A 17102-nucleotide genomic window follows, 5' to 3' on the forward strand; every position below is an offset into this window, starting at 1 on the left:
CCTAAACTTACCTTCAGCCATTATTTGAGCTCTTCCAATTCAACCTTCAACTTACGAAGTGCTGCATTAATCTCCACCCTGCGGTTAAATTGCTTTTCTCGGGCCATGCGCGCTTGGACCTTCTCGATAGTGCGGCGTTTGGCAGCGACCTGATCCACTCGGACAATCAGATCGGCCAGCATCTCTTGTGGTCTGGCCCTTAGTGGGAGCAAGCGCTGTAGCAAGGCCTCGTATAGTACCGCCATATCGATGCCCAGTGGCAAAGAAGAACGTGCTGTCGTCGCTGGCAACCAATTAGTTGCAAAGTAATCCGATAGCACCCAGCTGCTAGTGTCCGCCTTCCCACTCGTTCCCCGACTCGATATGGCCGGACGCTTGTACGCGGCCACCACTTGGGTCTGCGTTCGCTCTCCTTCACCCTGGTGCAGCTCGAAGATGATGGGGAAAGGCACCGCACCGTCGATACAGCGCAATACATCCTGGTGCAATTCAGCGGTTTTCAGTTGAATGCTGAAGACTTGGATTTCAGGGACTGCTGCGCGGGACGGCAGATTGATGGTTTCCGGCGCCAGCTTATATTGCCAGACGATTTGCTCCACCTGCTCGACGAACAACTCTTTGAGCCGGGCATTCGCGCCGCTGTGTTCGTAGATCTTGTTTTTTGGCAACACACGGCCAAAAGCAGCCTGCTTAGGGTACGCAATCAGCGCGGGATGCTGACAGCTGGCGTTTTGGCTCATTGCTCCTCCTGGATAACGAGGAAGCTAATCAGCTCGAAGTCATCTAGGCCGGTGATGGTATTGGTCAGTGCCGTGGTCTTGCCGCCCCCAAAGAGGCTGTCGAGATCCTTCTCTTCCTTTACCTCGATCATCGAGCGAATGGATGCGCCCAGAAGATCGGAATAAGCCTGCATCTTGCGCCCATCGGCGGTGTTTTGATTGAAGCGATCGCATACCGCCGTCATGGGTTTAGCCTGCCCCTTACAGCAGGTTCTCACCAGATCGAGCAGGCGCTTGATCTCGGTATGATCGTGGACGACCTCTCCTTCGCTATCGATGTACACGAGGTAGTAGGGATGCAACCGATTGTGCTGATTAATGCCGATATCGGTATTGCGATTGCGTAGCGTGAACATCACCCCAGGTCGGAGCCCCATGTCGGGATTGGCGGGCACGACGGCGTGCATCCCACTCGGTACATTACCCAAGTCACCGTGGACTTTGATGTAATTGAGCAAGTCCATCCGAAAATCGTTGAGACCCAGATCGGTGATGGATACACCGGTCTTCAACTCTTCCAGTTCGATCACTTCTTCTTGTAACCGACGCAATTGTTCTTTGCGGTATGAAACATCGTTGGCCTGTGCTGAGAGGACGTTATCGTCCCCCGTTGCCGTCACATCGGCAATCATCATGCGGCTTTCGACGCGCTCTTTGAGGTTGATGTATTCATCGAGCGAGATATCGGGCCAGTAGTTAACTAGCTGGATGCAGCTATTAAGCGAGCCGATACGATCGACCCGGCCAAAACGCTGAATGATGCGCACCGGGTTCCAGTGAATGTCGTAGTTGATCAGGTAGTCGCAATCTTGCAGGTTTTGCCCTTCGGAGATGCAGTCGGTGCCTATCAGCAGATCCACCTCGACGGGTTCATCTGGCATCACTACCGCTTTCTCCTTGGACCGTGGCGAAAATAGGGTTAGCAACTCTTGGAAGTCATAGCTACGCCTTTGCCCACGATGTTTAACGGTCGATTGAGGCGCTCCTGTGCCGGTCACTTTGGCGGTGTGAATCGAGAAACAGGCAAGCATCTCGGGCGCAAGGTTGGCGTAGAGATAGTCGGCAGTGTCAGCAAAGGCGGTGAAGATCAGGATTTTCTTATTGCCGGGGTTAATGGGGTTGGCAATCTTCTCCAGCAAGTGGGCCTTCAGGTGTTGTAACTTGGCATCGTCTTTGGGCGTGATTTTGCCCATTTCTTCCAATAACACTCCGATGATCTGCACGTCCCGCTTGAGTTCATGTTCCCAGGAGAGCAGGTCCATATCCGCCAGACTGATCTTGACCTTGCCGCCAATCTCCCCGGCTTCATCGCTCAGCGTCGGCAGTTCGTCTTCTTCAGCATCCAGTCTATCCAGGATATCGGTAAGGTCACCCACCGTTGCAACCCCGCCAGTTCGGTTGAATGCTGCAATTCGAGCGAGCATGGCATCGTGGTTGGTCCGCAGTGATTGGAGAGTCAACCGGAAAGACTCTACTGAGCTCTCCAGCCGCTTAAGCAGATTCACTGTCATCAACGCCTGTAGGCCTTGTTCTCGCCCGACCAGACTTAGGTTGCCATGCTTACCGCCAGATTGATCGTTATAGCGATCAATGTATTTCTGGACTCTGCTTGGCAACAGGTAAGCCGCTGGCGTGTAGACGGCCAACTTAAGTTGGGAAAGTTGCTCGAAAATCTCGTTAAAGCCCAACACGTTTGGGCGATCAGTCAACTGGCAACGGAATGACAAAGGCTTGAGTCGTTCAGGGAATTGGCCGATGTCTTTGGTGTCGTAGAAGGTTTGGATATGTTTGCGTGAGCGAGCAATGGTGACACTATCGAGCAACTCGAAAAAGTCGAAATCCAGCGAGTCCAAAATGGCCCGTGCGGTGCGCTCTTCAGGTGGTAGTGTTGACCACGCATTGAAGGCTTTTTGGGCATTACGGAAGATCTCTTCCACCGATTTGCTCGTGCGCAGTTTCTTACTCAGGTTTTCAGAGTCACCCTCGTAGGCCAATGCTAACTGGTTGCGGAGATCGGCAAAGTGGTTGTTGACTGGTGTGGCCGACAGCATCAGCACCTTGGTCTTCACCCCCTCTTGAATCACCTTGCGCATTAACGTCTGATAACGGGTCTCTTTTTCTTTGTAGGCGTTGTTGTTACGGAAGTTGTGAGACTCATCGATGACCACCAGATCGTAGTTGCCCCAGTTGATCCGATTCAGCTGCGTACCGAAAGACTCACCACTGGTACGGGACAGATCGGTGTGGCAAAGGACGTCGTAGTTAAAGCGATCACGGGCGAAGAGGTTAGTTTTGAGATTGCGGTTGTAGTTGAGCCAGTTGTCGGCCAGCTTCTTTGGGCACAGCACCAGCACCGAGCGGTTACGTAATTCGTAATACTTGATGACTGCTAACGCGGTGAAGGTCTTCCCCAAACCGACGCTGTCGGCAAGGATGCAGCCGCTGTAGGTCTCTAGCTTGTTGATGATCCCGGTTGCAGCATCTTTCTGGTAGTTGAACAGCTTGTTCCAGATCTGCGTGTCCTGATAACCAGTACGATCATTGGGCAGTACATCTTCATCAATATCGTCAAGGAACTCGTTGAAGATGTTGTAGAGCATCAGGAAGTAGATGCTCTCGGGCGAGTTCTCTTGATACACCGAGGCTATGTGCTCACAAATTTGAGCGGTCACGTCCTCCAGTTTCTCAGGGTCATTCCAAATCTGGTTGAACAGACCGAGATACGTAGCAGCAAAGGGGGCTTCATCCATCTTGTTGACCAGATTGGAAATGGCATTGCCCTGCTGGTAACCCAAATCAACGGCCGTAAAACCATGTAAGGGCATGTAAGCCGTGTCTGCCTCGCTGGCTTGCACGCAGGCAAACTGCTGCATTGGCGCCTTGGTACGGTTACTCCTGAACACCGCTTTACGTCGAATCCAGTCTGCGCACTCTTTGGCTACGGCTCGTTGAGTAAGCTTGTTGCGCAACTGGATTTCAAACTCGCTACCGTAGAGGCTGCGCTCCCGATCGAGCTTGGGGATGTGGAATTCCTTACGCTCCTTGCGGATCTTGTCGGTGACTTCGTTGGCAACGAAGGTGGGCGAGGTGAAGATGAACTCTAACTCATCGATTACTTCAAGTTCTGCCTTCAGCGCTTCAAAGGCATACATCGAGAAGCATGACGCTGCGATTTTCAGCCGAGCTCCGGGTCTGAGGGTTTGTTTAAGATCGTCACCGAGCAGGCGGTTAATGTTGTCAATAAGCTCCATCAGTCTCTTACCTTGGCTGCTGCGATCGGTCAGGCATAAACGGCTTCACTTAAGCGATCCGGAGACCAGATCAATTCCACTAGCTCCGCAACGAGTTCACGCCGCGCCTGTTGCTGAGTTTTGTCAAATACTTCGGCGGCTTTGAAAGGCAACTGGTGTTGGGTCGCAAACTGCTGAAACTGTGGCTGATGTTCATACGCGCTGGCATCTAGGGAAAGTGCGAACAAGTATCCCACGAACAAAAAATGAAAATTTTAGTCATTTAATATCAATGAGTTACCAGTAAATGCTCTCGTGCCATATGACTTATTCGCACCTTCCCTAGGCTCGCGGCGTAGAAATTCTGTTTGGCGTAGTGCATCCGCTTCTGAGGGAACGGCTTGTCTTGTAGGCTCCGATTAACATCTGCAGGCAATAACAAAAGCGAAGCAACATGGTTGCGCCAATCCTGAAACTCTTGCTCGGTGCTGAACTGCCCCTTCAGTACGTCGTAATCATCTGCCCAAATGTGCTCGATATCGAATGGGTTCTTAAGAGAGCGATCCACCAATTTATCAAATGTCTCGGTACGCCCCGCTCCGACTTCGGTCGCCTCTGTTAACCGTGCCAACAGATGGTAAATATAACGACGACTGAACTGATTGAGTCCCAACCCATCAATGCCCGTTCGCCCTTTTGCCTCATAGCCGGAGAATGTCACTTCATCATCCGCCAGTCTCTTTTGGAGAATGGTTACTAATTCTGGTAGTGCTTTGCGCCGGATCTCTCGACACAACAACCACATGGCGTAAGACACGCTGGAGTACCCAACCCGGACGTAATTCACTACTCGACGCATCAACCAAATGTCCAGATAGGTCGCTGTCACTGCCAACTTGCGTTTCACTGTATCGTCATCATCGGTTTCAACTAGCGGAGCGAGCAATACCGTGCTCTGCCAAGTGAAATCATTGTGCGCGTTGTAGTAAACCGCCTTCATACCGGGTGTGTAATTCTTGCTGGCGTGCAGGATGTGCCGATAGGCCTTGGCGAAAAACGGGAAACTCTCAACCATCAGTTTCTGGTTCCCCTGGGACTTACCAAGCCCCATCAGGTCACTATGGTCACGCACCCAACGGTGGAATGCAGAACCAATCAACTCCCAGTCTTTGTCTACTGAGCCAGCCTTGCGTTCGCGAATACTCTCGGCATACTGCGCCCGCAGCCAAGCTTTAATACAATTGGCATCTCGTTCCGGTTCGTGGTTGCCATCCCAAGAGATTAGCTCCAGCACCTCTCTCTTCCATGTCTGATTCGCTTGCAGTCGCTCTTCCGGTTCTTCAATCGGAGCCAGCAGATAGGCCTTCAACATATCTACCGGACTCAGAGGTTTACCCCGGTCATTCATCGTTTCAAAGATTGTGTAGGCATAGCCGTCGTTATCCGTCGCGATCTCGATCAAGCCTACCTGGGTCAACAACCAGTAGATGAAATGTGGCAGTGCATCACCCAGATCTGCGATCAGATCGTTCGCTTCAATGTCGCGGTAGCGGGCGTACATGGTCTGGATGGACTCATCTTTACCATCCGGATTAAAGTCTTGACCTTCAAACAACGCCTTGATGACGGGCAGTCGCTCGGGTATGTCGAGGTTAAATTTGGGTTTGCCCAAGTTATCGCTAAAGATAAGCGGGGCAACGGTTCCTCCCACCGATAGTTTCTGTATCTTGGCTGCACGATACAGGCATATGAGCAGCAGGGTCAGAGAAGTTACCCGCTGTTGGCCGTCGATTAGATAGTTCTTACCGTTGCGCTTGCTGACGATGATGGAACCGAGGAAATATTCGCCATAGCTGCTGACGGCTGTGGTTTCGTCGCCTGGCTTGTAGTGGCTAAAAAATTTGGCCTGCAAGTCAGACAACAGCTCTTCGATATTCTCCTTTTCCCACTTGTACTCACGCTGGTACTCATCGATGGCAAAAGATTGGCTTTGCAGTAACTGCTGCACACTACGGTAGTGCGGAGTGATAGTGCTCATGTCAGACGAAACATTCTCAGTAAGTGATTCTACATTATGCCTTTTTTCAGAACGTATTTCTTGACAGGGCTCGCGCTACAGTAAAGTCGCGTGCCGATAGTCTGTGTTGCCAGCAGCTGTAATTGTTTGTGAGAGCCTGCCAGCTTGACAAACGTTTGCCCTATTGCGGCGAGCAAGCTGGCATTCGCGTGACGGTTACCGCGATCAGAAGGGGGCGTCATGCTGAGTGAGTTCACCCCCAAGGGACAGCAACAGGCCGGTCTGTTTGCCCCGTCGTCCGCTCAATCGGATGCGCTGATGGCCGTGATGGACCAGATCAACGCCAAGGGATTGGGGCACGTAGGCTTTGCCAGCCAAGGCACGGGGTCTGGACTGCCCCCACGACAGTAGATATTTCCTACCGGGGGATTGGCTGCCCTGACCCGAAGGCACAAGTACCGACTGCTTTGGCTTGCACCGTCAGACAGCTATCAAAAGTACATCAACCGCCAAGTCTGCCTTCATGCTTGGCTTCATAGCCCAACAGACGATCTGGCGAGAGAACAAGTCGAGTACCATCGCCAAGTAGAGCTACCCTTCTTGAGTGCGGAATACCATCTCCATACATGGGCGTGAATGTCCGTTTTAGTAATCCCCCAGAAAACAGAGGGACTAGCCCATTTAAATGACACTAAATAAACCATTATAAATCAGCTGTTGTTAACAGCTGCAACATGGCATCATCATAGCTTTCAGTCTCAGACAGACGAATCGCCTGCTTCAATAACATAGACTCAAATAAATTTCTGGCAAGACGGCCATTTGCGAACTTGTCGGTGGAATTTCTGCAATTTGAAAACTTATCAAGCAATGCTATTTCCAGTTCTTTCTCTATTAAATAGTCATTTTTTTCAGCCATTACCTTGACTATTCTGACTAATTCCTCGTCATTGTAATCATCGAACTCAATGAAAAAGTTGAACCGAGACTTAAGGCCAGGGTTCATATTCAAAAACTGCTCCATTTCGTCTTTATAACCTGCAACAATAATCACAATATCGTCACGATACTTCTCCATGGCAACCATGAGAGTTTCAATTACGACCTTGCCGAAGTCATTCTTTTCGCCAGCTAAAGCATATGCTTCATCAATGAAGAGAACCCCGCCCTTGGCTTCTTCCAGAATTTTACTGGTAGTTTTTTCTGATTCTCCAATATATTCTCCGACGAGATCTGAACGCTTAACCTCTCTGAATCCTCCTTGGCTCACCAATCCATAAGCTTTGAATAACCTGCCAATAATTCCAGCTACTGTTGTTTTTCCTGTTCCTGGGTTACCCGTGAAAACGATATGTCTACCAACTGAAACCGACTCCAGGCCCAAATTTTTTCTTTTCTGTTGAATAGCACTGAAGGCAATGAGTTCTTTTATTTTACCTTTAACACCAGCCAAACCGACAATATCATTTAACTCATTCTTAATTGATGATATTTCATCATGTACAACATCGGCAACCTTATTTGTATCAGATGATGCGCCACATAAATTACAGAGTGCTGTTATAGATGCCTGTTTGCCCTGATACTTTATATTGAAAAATGAGCACAAGGTTTTAACATTAGTAAAGGTTAGACTATTTAAAGCTTGCGATAGAGATAGCGAGCTGAGCACTCGCTCAATTAATTCATGCTTATTTCCGGTACCAGTGAAGCCATTCGCCCTAAGAATAAATTGCAGGTCAGATTTATGGAGTTGCTCTAACAGTTCAAAAGAAACCATATAACTTCCTTATTTGTGAATGTGATTACATAGAAGTCAAGATGTACGCATATTTATCAGGTCCAATTGGCATACATTACTGCTCATGGTATCGTTTTTCAATAACAGTGAAAAAATATTTAAATATCTAAGAATGAACGCTTTGGTTGACATTTTTTCTAAGGAAGGTGCGAATAAGTACCCTATGTGCCAAAACTAAAAAGTTTAGCCATTTAATATCAATAAGTTAGAATGGTGTGTTTTTGTGCCAAGTGACTTGTTAGCACCTTCCCTAACTGAGAGGCAGCAAGCAGAGCGTGCCCACTTGCCCCATGTCAATATTGGTTTAACCTTGGCAAACCATCGGGCTGCCCTGCAAAAAGCCTATCGGCCTGGCATTACCGCGCTCACGACCTGCGATCAGCGTCTTCAAGATCCCCAGAATCTCGGCAGCTCCAAGCTTGCGCCTTTGCAGGCGCTGGCGGCGCTTGAGAACCGCGATATCGCCGAGGGTCACGCCCCCCAGACCGGGCAGGGATGATCCGATCTCGCGCAGGGTCGCTTTATCGACACAGCCTTCCAGGGCGCCATGGAGTTGGGCCGGCAGCAGCGGACAGAGTTCAAGCTGGTAGTCAAAACGCCGGGCAACCGCCGTATCGAGACGATCGAGAAAGTTAGTTGCCACCACCAGCATGCCGTCGAAGTGCTCAATCTGCTGCAACAGCTCGTTGACCTGACTGGTTTCCCAGCCCTGGTGATGGCTGCGGCGGTCCGTCAACAGGCTGTCTACCTCATCGAGAAACAAGATGGCGTTACGCTCTCTGGCCTCGACAAATGCCTGCGCCATCGCCTGTTCGGATTCACCCACATATTTGTGTAGCAGTTCCGATCCCAGCCTCTGTACCACCTCGCAGCCAAGCTGCTTGCCCAGGTGATGAACCAGCGCCGTTTTGCCGGTGCCCGGCAAGCCGTGCAACAAGATCCTGCCCTCTCTTGCCTGTTTGAGTGATACCATCAGCTCGGCGATATCGATATCCTGCTGGAGCTGGCCGTCACGCCCTCGCAGGTTGAGCAGTCCTGCGTCAAATTCGCCCTCCATCCGGTAAGCGCAAGCCGCCTCTTTTGTCTGAGATTTTCCCCCTGCCCTTTTGCCAATCGGATTGCCAGGGCACTCATCCGACTCGATGTTAAAGGCCCGCTCACGCTGATCCAGCCAGTGCTCAATGGCATCTGCGGCATCCTTGCGCTTGAGCCCGAGACTACATATCAGACTGGCCACTCTCTGGATATCGGCCTGTGACAACCAGGTACGCTCAGCCCAGTGCGCGATCTGCTGCCGGGTGATCCCGAGGCCCCGCACTGCCTTGGTAAACAGGCGGATGCGGGTGTCGGGATTGGGAAACTCGAATTGCTGCAACCAGTTGAAGCGGCGCAGACAGGCGGCATCAATACTCGCCACATCATTGGTGGTCCAGATAACCGGGACTGGGTTATCTTCCAGCAATTGGTGGCGCCTGTTTTTGGCGATGGTGCCGCTCATCAGGAGATCGTCCCCCTCATCGACCAGCAACATGCAGCTACCATTGCGTCCAAGCAGGCGCTGGGCCAGCAACAGTTCACTCACCCGGCTCTGCATACCGTTTCGGCGAAAGGCGTTGGCATCCTCTTCGCTGCGCAAGGTGTAGAGTGTCAGGTTGGCCAGCCCAGCCAGCAGACAGGCAAGCTGCGTCTTGCCGGTGCCCGGTTTTCCCCATAGCAGGGCATTCCAGCCTGACGGCATCTGCTGATCCAGCATGCCAGCATGCTCAACCAGGGCACCCAGCTGCATATGGCCGTAATCGTCCAGCGTCAGCTGGCTGGGGGGCATCTCCTCGAGCACATCGGAGATCAACTCAACCGGTTTTTCCAGCGTCTGGGTCAGCAGCTTTTCGGCCAACAGCAGATCCATGTTGATACTCACCCCCAACAAAGAGTCCGCCTCACGATGGAGAAAGGCGACCTCTCGCATCCAGTTGGCACCGCTGAGGTAGTGACGCAGTGCCTCTAGCGGATAGCCTATCATCGCCGCCAGCAGCGGCAAGCGGCTACCCTGTCTGTCGGCATCACCGGCCTCTTCAATCATCTGCTGCAGACCAGGATGCAAGGTGTAGATAGTGATAAAGCGCAAGAGGGCCAGGCTGAGTGGCGAGTCTTCACCGACCTGCCGATCGAGCAACTCACAGTTGTGCCAGAGACAGACGGGTTTGGGAGCGGCGGCACGGGTCTTGAGCAACTTCAGCAGTGCCTGCCGGCTGGCGAGATCCTGGGGGCTCAGCTCAAACTGCTCAAGTTGGCGGGGCTCCATCTCGCGCAACTGCGGATACACTGAGGGAATGGTGCGCAGCAGTTGCCACAGATACCCGCACGCAACCCCATTGAGGGCCGAACTTTTTTTGATTGCTGTCATGATATGCCTCTCTCACCAACCGACGCTGCCAGATGACCGCTCTGGTGCCCATTAAAGCGCGCACCAGGGCAATGGACGATACTGAACGTATAGACATGTAACAAAAACAGGCACATCCCTCGTTTGCATCTGCAATCGGGGCCTTGACCTATTCAGGGGGCGGGTATCAAGCCCGCAGGCTTAAGGGGTGAGTCGAAAGATGGCGATACAAGCGGCGCACCCAGTAGCGGGACACCCGCCCCACCTTGGGGCCTGTGACCTCAATCAAGGCAGTGAACGCAGGTTGATCGGGGGCGGATTGCGCAAGCGACATCCGTACCCAACAAAGCGTTTTCTTCCGCCGAGGCGAGCAGAGCCGAAACAGCGCCTGCCGTCCACGCAAGATGTCATTCAACATGGTCAGTGACCAAAGTTCGCATCTGCGCGAGTTCATTCGTGCGCAGGCAGCATCCAGCTCTGGCCAACTCGCCACCTGCTGTAACCAGGGCGTTTGCAGATGGCGTAGTCGCTGGGCTGAGTCCGGCAAAGGGTGCCGTTCGTCCAGCTTGAGTCGCTCACACAGATACTGAAACTGGCGAGATCTATCATCTGCCTGCTCCACCTTCAGGACCGTAGCTGCAACCTCTGTCAGATCCGCCATATTCCGCAACGCCTGCCAGTCGCCAGGAAAGCGCCCCGCTCGAGCCAACGCTAGGGCAGGGTTGAGCGGGTCGAGTAGACGACTGAGCCATAACCCACCGTCATCATGATGTGGTAACGAGCGGATCAGTACGCTGCCGGTAAGCTCGGGCGCATGAAACAGCAGGAACAGCTGCACGGGGCCAATTCTCGGCTCATGACGCAGGGCCAGATAGGCCTCGGGTTCCTCATATAGAAAGAGCCGTAGATAATCACGCTGCCATTCGATGGCAAGATTGAGCCGCAGGCGGTCAAGAAAACGGAGCAAACTGCGGCGCGGCGCCAACCCCATAGCGTGCAACAACGCACGCTGCCCACAGGCTGCGTGTTTCACGATGGGTAAATTGTCTTGCGGCCAATATAGCGCCGCCAAAAACAGCAAGATGGGCCTGAGTTTGAGCAGCTCGGCACAAGACGCATGCTGTCGTGCCAACGACAAGAGCCGCAAGGCCAGCTCGCCATAAGGGGCTGCCGCCCCCTTTAGCTCATCGGGTATGCCGGCCAGAAAATGATCTGGTAGATGGGAGAGTGGCAGCGGCAGATGGGCATCCTGATATTCCGCACTTCCTGCACTCTGGCTGAGGCAGCGCAGCCCCGCCTGCCAGTTTTCGACCAACAAGCTGGTACCAATTTCCTGAATTTCATATCGCAATTCCATACGCCCCCCTCCCTTTCCTCACCCGAAACAACCACCTTGTCGCGTATCCACTCATACCAGGTCTTTGAAGCCAGTTCGATTGCCAATAATGATGTCAGTCACCCTCAAACAAGGTTGGTGGTGTGCTCTGCACATCATACCTGAGAAGACCCTGGGAGTTGGTGCGGCAAACGGTGCCATCAGAAGCGCGCAGATTCCCGAAGCTGTCTTTGCACCAAGTGATGCCGATGCCAGAGTCTTTGATATTGCCGAACGCATTCTCGCGCTAGGCACCGCGCTTGCCATCGTCACACTGATAACGAGTATTGCCCAATGCATCTTCCCGATAGGTGCAACTGGCTGCCAGCACCGCCAGGGGCAATAGCCCGAGCTGCAGCGCCACCAACAATACCCGGCGCACAGCTCCCGGTAAGCAAGTTTGACCGTTCATCATCCAACTCCTCCCTTAGGTGGAGGAAGTCAGCTTGACTATACCCATCCCCCCTGGCTGCTTCGATACTGGGATTTTGCACATGTCGTATTTTCAGGCAGGCGCTATACCTCGTTAAGATCTGTGAGAACAGCGACACTCATCAAGATTCAGGTATGGTATGCTGGACCAAAATGGAACTTGTTTTAGTTTGAGGAATGCCATGCCAATTCCCCCGCCCCCGACGACATTTCGCTGCCCTCAATGCGGCTGGCACAAGACGGTTGCCCCCAAGAGTGACGTACTGGTACGCGGCCATAGCTGGTTCGAAACATGCCCCGAGTGTAACCATGCACCACCTGAACAAGCGCCGGCCACCCTGGTGGATCTGACCATCGCTAAGCTGAAGGATGTCATCCGAAAGTAACCGCTGTTATTACCCCTTGCTATTCCAGCCAGTTCGTCACAAGCCCGTTGAGGTCGCAGAGATGCCGTGTGCTGGGGTCATGGTTACAGAAGCTAGCTATTCATCTGATTGAGAAGGAGATCGTCATTGAATTTTGAACAGTTGAAAACTCGTCACCGGGCGCTGCGTGAACACTCACCTGCCAACCTAAAGTTGCGTGTGCATCGCGCATTGAGCTGGCTGCAGCGGGCAGAGATGGCAGAAGATGAAGATGGCCGCTTCATTTTTCTCTGGATTGCGTTCAACGCTGCCTATGCCACCGAAATCGATGACAATCGCCGCTTGTCGGAGCAGGAAACCTTTAAATCCTTTCTGGAAAAACTGTGCGAGCTGGATGAGCACAGGCAGATCGAGCAGCTCGTGTGGCAGGAGTTTTCGGGAAGTATCCGTATCTTGCTGGATACGCCTGTTGTACTGCAGAGTTTCTGGGATTTTCACAGCGGCAAGATAAGTGAAACACAGTGGAAGGAACGGCTGGCACAGGGCAAGAGAATGGCGTCCCAGGCGCTGGCTAGCGGCAATACCCCCCAGTTGCTGGGGGTCGTATTTAACCGTCTCTACACCCTGCGGAATCAACTGATGCATGGCGGCGCCACCTGGAATGGTTCGGTCAATCGCAAGCAGCTTAAAGATTGTGCAAACCTGTTAGGCAAGCTGACCCCGGTGATCATCGCGCTGATGATGTCCCACCCACAAACCCTGTGGGGGGACGCCTGTTATCCAGTGGTGGAAATAGCGGGTTAGTTCGATACCTGCGGGGGACGCATCTCGGATGAATCTGCCAGGTAAAAGGCCCCCGCTAACATGCCATAGACAATGCGAACCCGGATATCTGCGCCCAGCAGCGCTCCAAGCAGGGCTTCGCCCTCTTGCAGGGTGTCGCTGTGCCAGAAACACCAGAGCGCCGCTTCGACCACATCGAGCCAATTGCCTCGGCCAAGTTGATTACGTGACTTTCGACGCCAGCTCCCCCGCACCACAGCACCGGTGTTGGGGGACTGAGCGGCCAACGCCCTCTGCTCCATCGCACTGAGGGTGAGTCCGTCCAGTTTGGCCTGTGCGCTGCCACGGCTTCCCCTCAGCAGCTTGTCGAGTTGCAATGCCAGTAACCGCATGGCATCACCACATGCAAGCGTCATATCGTCATCCAGCAATGCGGCGGCCCCTGCCATGAGTTGCTCCCGCCCTTGATAGATGGGCAGAGCCGTGCGATCCAAGCGATGCCGATCAATATGCAAAGCCAAACGTGCCACTCTGCACAGTTCAGTACAGGGACGCGATCCCCCGGTTTCCTTCAATGGCACAGCGCCCAACCGACCCTGTTCTTCTGCGATCAGGGTAGCAAGTTCGCCCGCCTGCTCGGCTGGCAACAGGCAACAGATCCCCTTGATCAGCGGCATGGCCGACTGACCCGATATCAGCGTTGAATTCATAGAACCTCAGTGACGATGGCGTTTGAAATGAGTCATGCCGTTGCTGACACACCACCCGGTAGCTCAGGTAGTGGCACTGCTGGCATTAGCGCGTTGGGGGTATCAGAGAACCTTCTGTTTGCTGCTGCCTGGACGCTGTGGGCTCGAACGGTTGAAGTAGCCAGCCATAAGCAGGGCGCCTTTGGCTGTGGCGACCATTCCCCTCAATGGCGCAGGGCACAAGGATTGACACGGGTAGGTGATAACCGGCTTGCCATTCATGACATACTCCCTTGACGCCGCTTTTGATGGACTCATTATATGTAGCCTGTATACTCATGACGATACTGGTTACATACACATGTCGCATTTTGGAGCACATATGGCACCCAAAGAGCTCACCTGGGATCAGACCCTGCGTTTTCGTCTGCTGGAGATCGTGTTGCAGTGGGAGGGCAGGCTGACGACCAATCACCTGATGACGGCCTTCAACATCGGCCGCCAACAGGCCTCACGGGATATCAACCACTACCTGGCCCACTACTCGCCAGAAGGGCTCGTCTATGACAAAAGTCTGAAGGGATACAAGCCCACCGAGCAATTTGCCCCCCGCTTTAGTGAAGGCAAGCTGGGTGAATACTTGATGCTGCTGCACCGGGAGAAGCAATATCAGCGTCAGCACGAATCAGGGATCCTGACTCTCCCCTTGATGGACCTGCGCTACGGCCACATAGAGATCCTGGATGTGCCAAACCGCCATATCGATCCGAAAATCGTGCGCGGCCTGGTGCAGGCGGCTCGAGGGCAATTACGGGTGGATGTGGACTATGTCTCGCTCAGCTCAGAGGAGCAGAGCGGTCGCAATATCGTACCCCATACCCTGGTCTATGACGGGATCCGCTGGCATGTACGCGCCTATTGCGAGAAGAAAGGGGAATATCTGGATTTTGTGATGAGCCGCTTTCGCGCAGAGCCGGAACTGTTGGACGCCTCTCCACATGGCCGGGATCAGGATCTGGAGTGGAACACCCAGGTCACCGCCGTGGTTATCCCCAACCCAAGCCTCAGTGAAGGGCAACAAGCCATTATAGGCAGCGACTACGCCATGACTGATGGTTGTCTTCAGCTCACCCAGCGGATCCCCCTGATGCACTACGCACTGGAGCGAATGCAAGTCAGCTATAACGACGAGCATGAGAGCCATCCCCTGCTCTACCCGCTGGTGCTGGCCAACCGGGAGGAGCTCATCCAGCAAGGCTGCACCTTCAAGCTCAAGAGTGCGGATCTTCAAGTGCTGCCACACTAGTGGCACTCCCTGCACTCATCACATCCGGCAAAGAAAACTAAACAAGAAAGGCTCCCGCCATGGCGGGAGCCTTTTCCAATCAAAGACCCCAAATTACATCGTGCCAAGACGAGTCAGCAATTGATCATAATTAGCCAATTCCTGCTCTTTATGCTGCAAGCCCTGACGAACCAGTTCCAGTTCATTCTGAATATCTTGAGTCAGATCATTCTGAATGCTTGTCTGCAAGTGATCCAACTGCGCAACTACTACGATATCGGGGTGAGTAATACGCCAGCAAATCTGAGCCTGTGCCACACCACTCAATGGGGTCAAATCCAAAAACCATCACCTGCAGGTGATGGTTTCCTAGGCTCGTAGGATAGGCAAATTTTGGACGAGGAACTTTTTCCAAACGAGGAACTGATACAACGGAGAGCGCCATCTTTCTCAAGAGTTACCTTTAGAAAAAGACAAGGGTTAAAACTTCCTCCACTGCCAACTAACCACATATGGCCATTCCAGCCCAGATAAGCACTTTTCTGCTGTAGTTCTGATGTTAGGCATACGGTTAGGTATATTATAATTTTCTGAATTGACATTTTTTATTTAAAATCAACACCATACCAACCAAGTTCAACATCCCCCAGCCACCAAACGTTTGGAAAGGGCCACTTCGCAGGAAGTGGCCTTTTTTGTATCCTTTTTCTCACCTTGAGAGGATGTATCCGCCCCACGAGCGCAGCACATCTCCAGATCAGGCCAAAGGCTCTGCGAGGGGTGGCTGCATTTGACATGGGCCAGCTCCAGGTGGCGTCGCCAGCAAAAACCGGCGAGTGGAGCAGCAATTTGCCCGGGAGCTGTGGGCCACGCCATCAGCCCAGCGCCTCCATGGGGTTGAAACAACCTCGAGGGTTCGCCCCCGAGAATCTTCCACTAGCCGTTGGCAGTGGAAGGCTGGGTCAGATGAACGACGGGATTTTCGGAGAAGAGGTAGCGGTCATCCTCCATTTCGTCATCGAAGATGGTGGCCTGGAAGAGCATCTGCTTGGTGTTCTCCAGGTGCTGCCACATGGCCAGCTTGGCCGCCTGCGGATCCTTGCGCATCAGGGCCTTGAGGATCTGGTCGTGATCGTCGCACCATCTGGAGATGGCCTTGTCGTCGATATGCTCGTGGAGCTTGCGCCAGTAGGGGTTGCGCTCGCAATGCAGCCAGGGAGCCAGGGCTTAGGGGTGGGCGAGATCGTCGTCAAGCGCGGCTCTGAGGTTGCCTGGTGGTCACGGCAACGCAGCGGATCGAAATCGCCGCCCTGCGGTTGTCCGCCAAACAGGTGATCGACACCACGGCGGCGGGCGACTCCTTCAGCGCCGGTTATCTCGCCGCACGCCTGCAAGGGGCCGACGTCACCGACGCCGCCGCAGAGGCCATCCGCCAGATGCGCGCGGCCTACCCGGATCTGCTGATCGGGGCCGGCACCGTACTCAACCGCGAGCAGGTGGATGCGGCCGTTGCGGCGGGCGCCGACTTCATCGTCAGCCCCGGCTTCAACCCGACCACAGTGCAGTACTGCCTGGACAAGGACGTCACCATCATCCCCGGTGTCAACAACCCCAGCCTGGTGGAGCAAGCCATGGAGATGGGGCTGCGCCACCTCAAGTTCTTCCCGGCAGAGCAGTCAGGCGGCACCGCCATGCTCAAGGCCCTGGGCGCCGTCTATCCGGTGCGCTTCATGCCCACCGGCGGCGTGACGCCGGCCAATCTGAAGGAGTATCTGGGGCTGAATGCCGTGATCGCCTGCGGCGGCACCTGGATGGTGCTGGCAAAGCTCATCGACGAGGGCAGGTGGGAAGAGCTGGCCGCCCTGGTAAGAGAGGCCGTGGCGGCCCTGTGATCATCGGTTGAGCGAGGGAAGGTCTACCCTCCCCCGGATGTGTTGAAGAGCCACTTCCCGCGAAGTGGCTT

14 protein-coding genes and 2 pseudogenes are annotated in these 17102 nt (G+C 53.5%); 4 read left to right on the forward strand and 12 right to left on the reverse strand.

Annotated elements, in window-relative coordinates; translation table 11 throughout:
* Positions 1-20 precede the first annotated feature (20 nt).
* The 3 genes from ACPW74_RS13195 to ACPW74_RS13205 form a co-directional block, all read right to left on the reverse strand.
* Entirely contained in the window at positions 21-740 is a 720-nt protein-coding gene (locus tag ACPW74_RS13195) for a DUF4391 domain-containing protein (protein WP_041212660.1), read from the reverse strand.
* The gene (locus ACPW74_RS13200) at positions 737-4030 is read right to left on the reverse strand and encodes an SNF2-related protein (RefSeq protein WP_041212659.1); all 3294 of its coding nucleotides are present in this window, start codon (positions 4028-4030) and stop codon (positions 737-739) included. The genes ACPW74_RS13195 and ACPW74_RS13200 overlap by 4 nt, the downstream gene beginning before the upstream one ends.
* A gap of 268 nt (positions 4031-4298) precedes the next feature.
* On the reverse strand, positions 4299-6047 hold the full coding sequence (locus ACPW74_RS13205) for a GmrSD restriction endonuclease domain-containing protein (RefSeq protein ID WP_425858184.1): 1749 nt from the start codon (positions 6045-6047) through the stop codon (positions 4299-4301).
* Positions 6048-6266: 219 nt separating this feature from the next.
* Between ACPW74_RS13205 and ACPW74_RS13210 the strand changes: the two genes are divergently transcribed.
* Positions 6267-6437, forward strand: coding sequence for a DUF4113 domain-containing protein (locus ACPW74_RS13210; RefSeq protein WP_234887597.1), 171 nt, complete (start codon positions 6267-6269; stop codon positions 6435-6437).
* Here the strand turns inward: ACPW74_RS13210 and ACPW74_RS13215 are convergent.
* From ACPW74_RS13215 to ACPW74_RS13235, 5 genes and pseudogenes are all read right to left on the reverse strand, one after another.
* Positions 6438-6635: pseudogene (locus ACPW74_RS13215) on the reverse strand (DDE-type integrase/transposase/recombinase); the annotation flags it as partial.
* 94 nt (positions 6636-6729) lie between these two features.
* Entirely contained in the window at positions 6730-7806 is a 1077-nt protein-coding gene (locus ACPW74_RS13220; RefSeq protein ID WP_129146648.1) for an AAA family ATPase, read from the reverse strand.
* Positions 7807-8131: 325 nt separating this feature from the next.
* Positions 8132-10231, reverse strand: coding sequence for an AAA family ATPase (locus ACPW74_RS13225; RefSeq protein ID WP_041212657.1), 2100 nt, complete (start codon positions 10229-10231; stop codon positions 8132-8134).
* A gap of 166 nt (positions 10232-10397) precedes the next feature.
* Positions 10398-11567, reverse strand: a complete 1170-nt coding sequence (locus ACPW74_RS13230) for a hypothetical protein (protein ID WP_041212656.1) — start codon at positions 11565-11567, stop codon at positions 10398-10400.
* 265 nt (positions 11568-11832) lie between these two features.
* On the reverse strand, positions 11833-11997 hold the full coding sequence (locus ACPW74_RS13235) for a hypothetical protein (RefSeq protein ID WP_232535685.1): 165 nt from the start codon (positions 11995-11997) through the stop codon (positions 11833-11835).
* A gap of 532 nt (positions 11998-12529) precedes the next feature.
* Between ACPW74_RS13235 and ACPW74_RS13240 the strand changes: the two genes are divergently transcribed.
* Entirely contained in the window at positions 12530-13186 is a 657-nt protein-coding gene (locus ACPW74_RS13240; RefSeq protein WP_041212654.1) for a HEPN domain-containing protein, read from the forward strand.
* Here the strand turns inward: ACPW74_RS13240 and ACPW74_RS13245 are convergent.
* Positions 13183-13875 (reverse strand): ADP-ribosylglycohydrolase, encoded by a 693-nt coding sequence (locus ACPW74_RS13245; protein WP_234887596.1) that lies wholly within the window; start codon positions 13873-13875, stop codon positions 13183-13185. The two genes, ACPW74_RS13240 and ACPW74_RS13245, sit on opposite strands and share 4 nt — an antisense overlap.
* 361 nt (positions 13876-14236) lie before the next feature.
* Between ACPW74_RS13245 and ACPW74_RS13250 the strand changes: the two genes are divergently transcribed.
* Complete coding sequence (locus ACPW74_RS13250; RefSeq protein ID WP_041212653.1) at positions 14237-15160, forward strand: WYL domain-containing protein; 924 nt, start codon at positions 14237-14239, stop codon at positions 15158-15160.
* A 93-nt stretch (positions 15161-15253) separates the two neighbouring features.
* Here the strand turns inward: ACPW74_RS13250 and ACPW74_RS13255 are convergent, their stop codons facing one another.
* The 3 genes and pseudogenes from ACPW74_RS13255 to ACPW74_RS13265 form a co-directional block, all read right to left on the reverse strand.
* Complete coding sequence (locus ACPW74_RS13255; protein WP_129146646.1) at positions 15254-15481, reverse strand: hypothetical protein; 228 nt, start codon at positions 15479-15481, stop codon at positions 15254-15256.
* A gap of 594 nt (positions 15482-16075) precedes the next feature.
* Entirely contained in the window at positions 16076-16246 is a 171-nt protein-coding gene (locus ACPW74_RS13260) for a hypothetical protein (RefSeq protein WP_010673970.1), read from the reverse strand.
* A 6-nt stretch (positions 16247-16252) separates the two neighbouring features.
* Positions 16253-16363: pseudogene (locus ACPW74_RS13265) on the reverse strand (GntR family transcriptional regulator); the annotation flags it as partial.
* 50 nt (positions 16364-16413) lie between these two features.
* On the opposite strand from ACPW74_RS13265, the gene eda reads away from it, so the two are divergent.
* Entirely contained in the window at positions 16414-17031 is a 618-nt protein-coding gene (eda, locus tag ACPW74_RS13270; RefSeq protein ID WP_319892668.1) for a bifunctional 4-hydroxy-2-oxoglutarate aldolase/2-dehydro-3-deoxy-phosphogluconate aldolase, read from the forward strand.
* Positions 17032-17102: the final 71 nt, after the last annotated feature.

The organism is Aeromonas sp. INTO2 (genome assembly GCF_049860605.1).
Classification (GTDB): Bacteria; Pseudomonadota; Gammaproteobacteria; order Enterobacterales; family Aeromonadaceae; genus Aeromonas; species Aeromonas caviae.

Coding starts and splice junctions, on each gene's coding strand:
- ACPW74_RS13210 (WP_234887597.1), top strand. CDS start 6,267: ATGCTGAGTGAGTTCACCCCCAAGGGACAGCAACAGGCCGGTCTGTTT.
- ACPW74_RS13260 (WP_010673970.1), bottom strand. CDS start 16,246: ATGCGCAAGGATCCGCAGGCGGCCAAGCTGGCCATGTGGCAGCACCTG.
- ACPW74_RS13220 (WP_129146648.1), bottom strand. CDS start 7,806: ATGGTTTCTTTTGAACTGTTAGAGCAACTCCATAAATCTGACCTGCAA.
- ACPW74_RS13245 (WP_234887596.1), bottom strand. CDS start 13,875: ATGAATTCAACGCTGATATCGGGTCAGTCGGCCATGCCGCTGATCAAG.
- ACPW74_RS13205 (WP_425858184.1), bottom strand. CDS start 6,047: ATGAGCACTATCACTCCGCACTACCGTAGTGTGCAGCAGTTACTGCAA.
- ACPW74_RS13250 (WP_041212653.1), top strand. CDS start 14,237: ATGGCACCCAAAGAGCTCACCTGGGATCAGACCCTGCGTTTTCGTCTG.
- ACPW74_RS13235 (WP_232535685.1), bottom strand. CDS start 11,997: ATGAACGGTCAAACTTGCTTACCGGGAGCTGTGCGCCGGGTATTGTTG.
- ACPW74_RS13225 (WP_041212657.1), bottom strand. CDS start 10,231: ATGACAGCAATCAAAAAAAGTTCGGCCCTCAATGGGGTTGCGTGCGGG.
- ACPW74_RS13230 (WP_041212656.1), bottom strand. CDS start 11,567: ATGGAATTGCGATATGAAATTCAGGAAATTGGTACCAGCTTGTTGGTC.
- ACPW74_RS13200 (WP_041212659.1), bottom strand. CDS start 4,030: ATGGAGCTTATTGACAACATTAACCGCCTGCTCGGTGACGATCTTAAA.
- ACPW74_RS13195 (WP_041212660.1), bottom strand. CDS start 740: ATGAGCCAAAACGCCAGCTGTCAGCATCCCGCGCTGATTGCGTACCCT.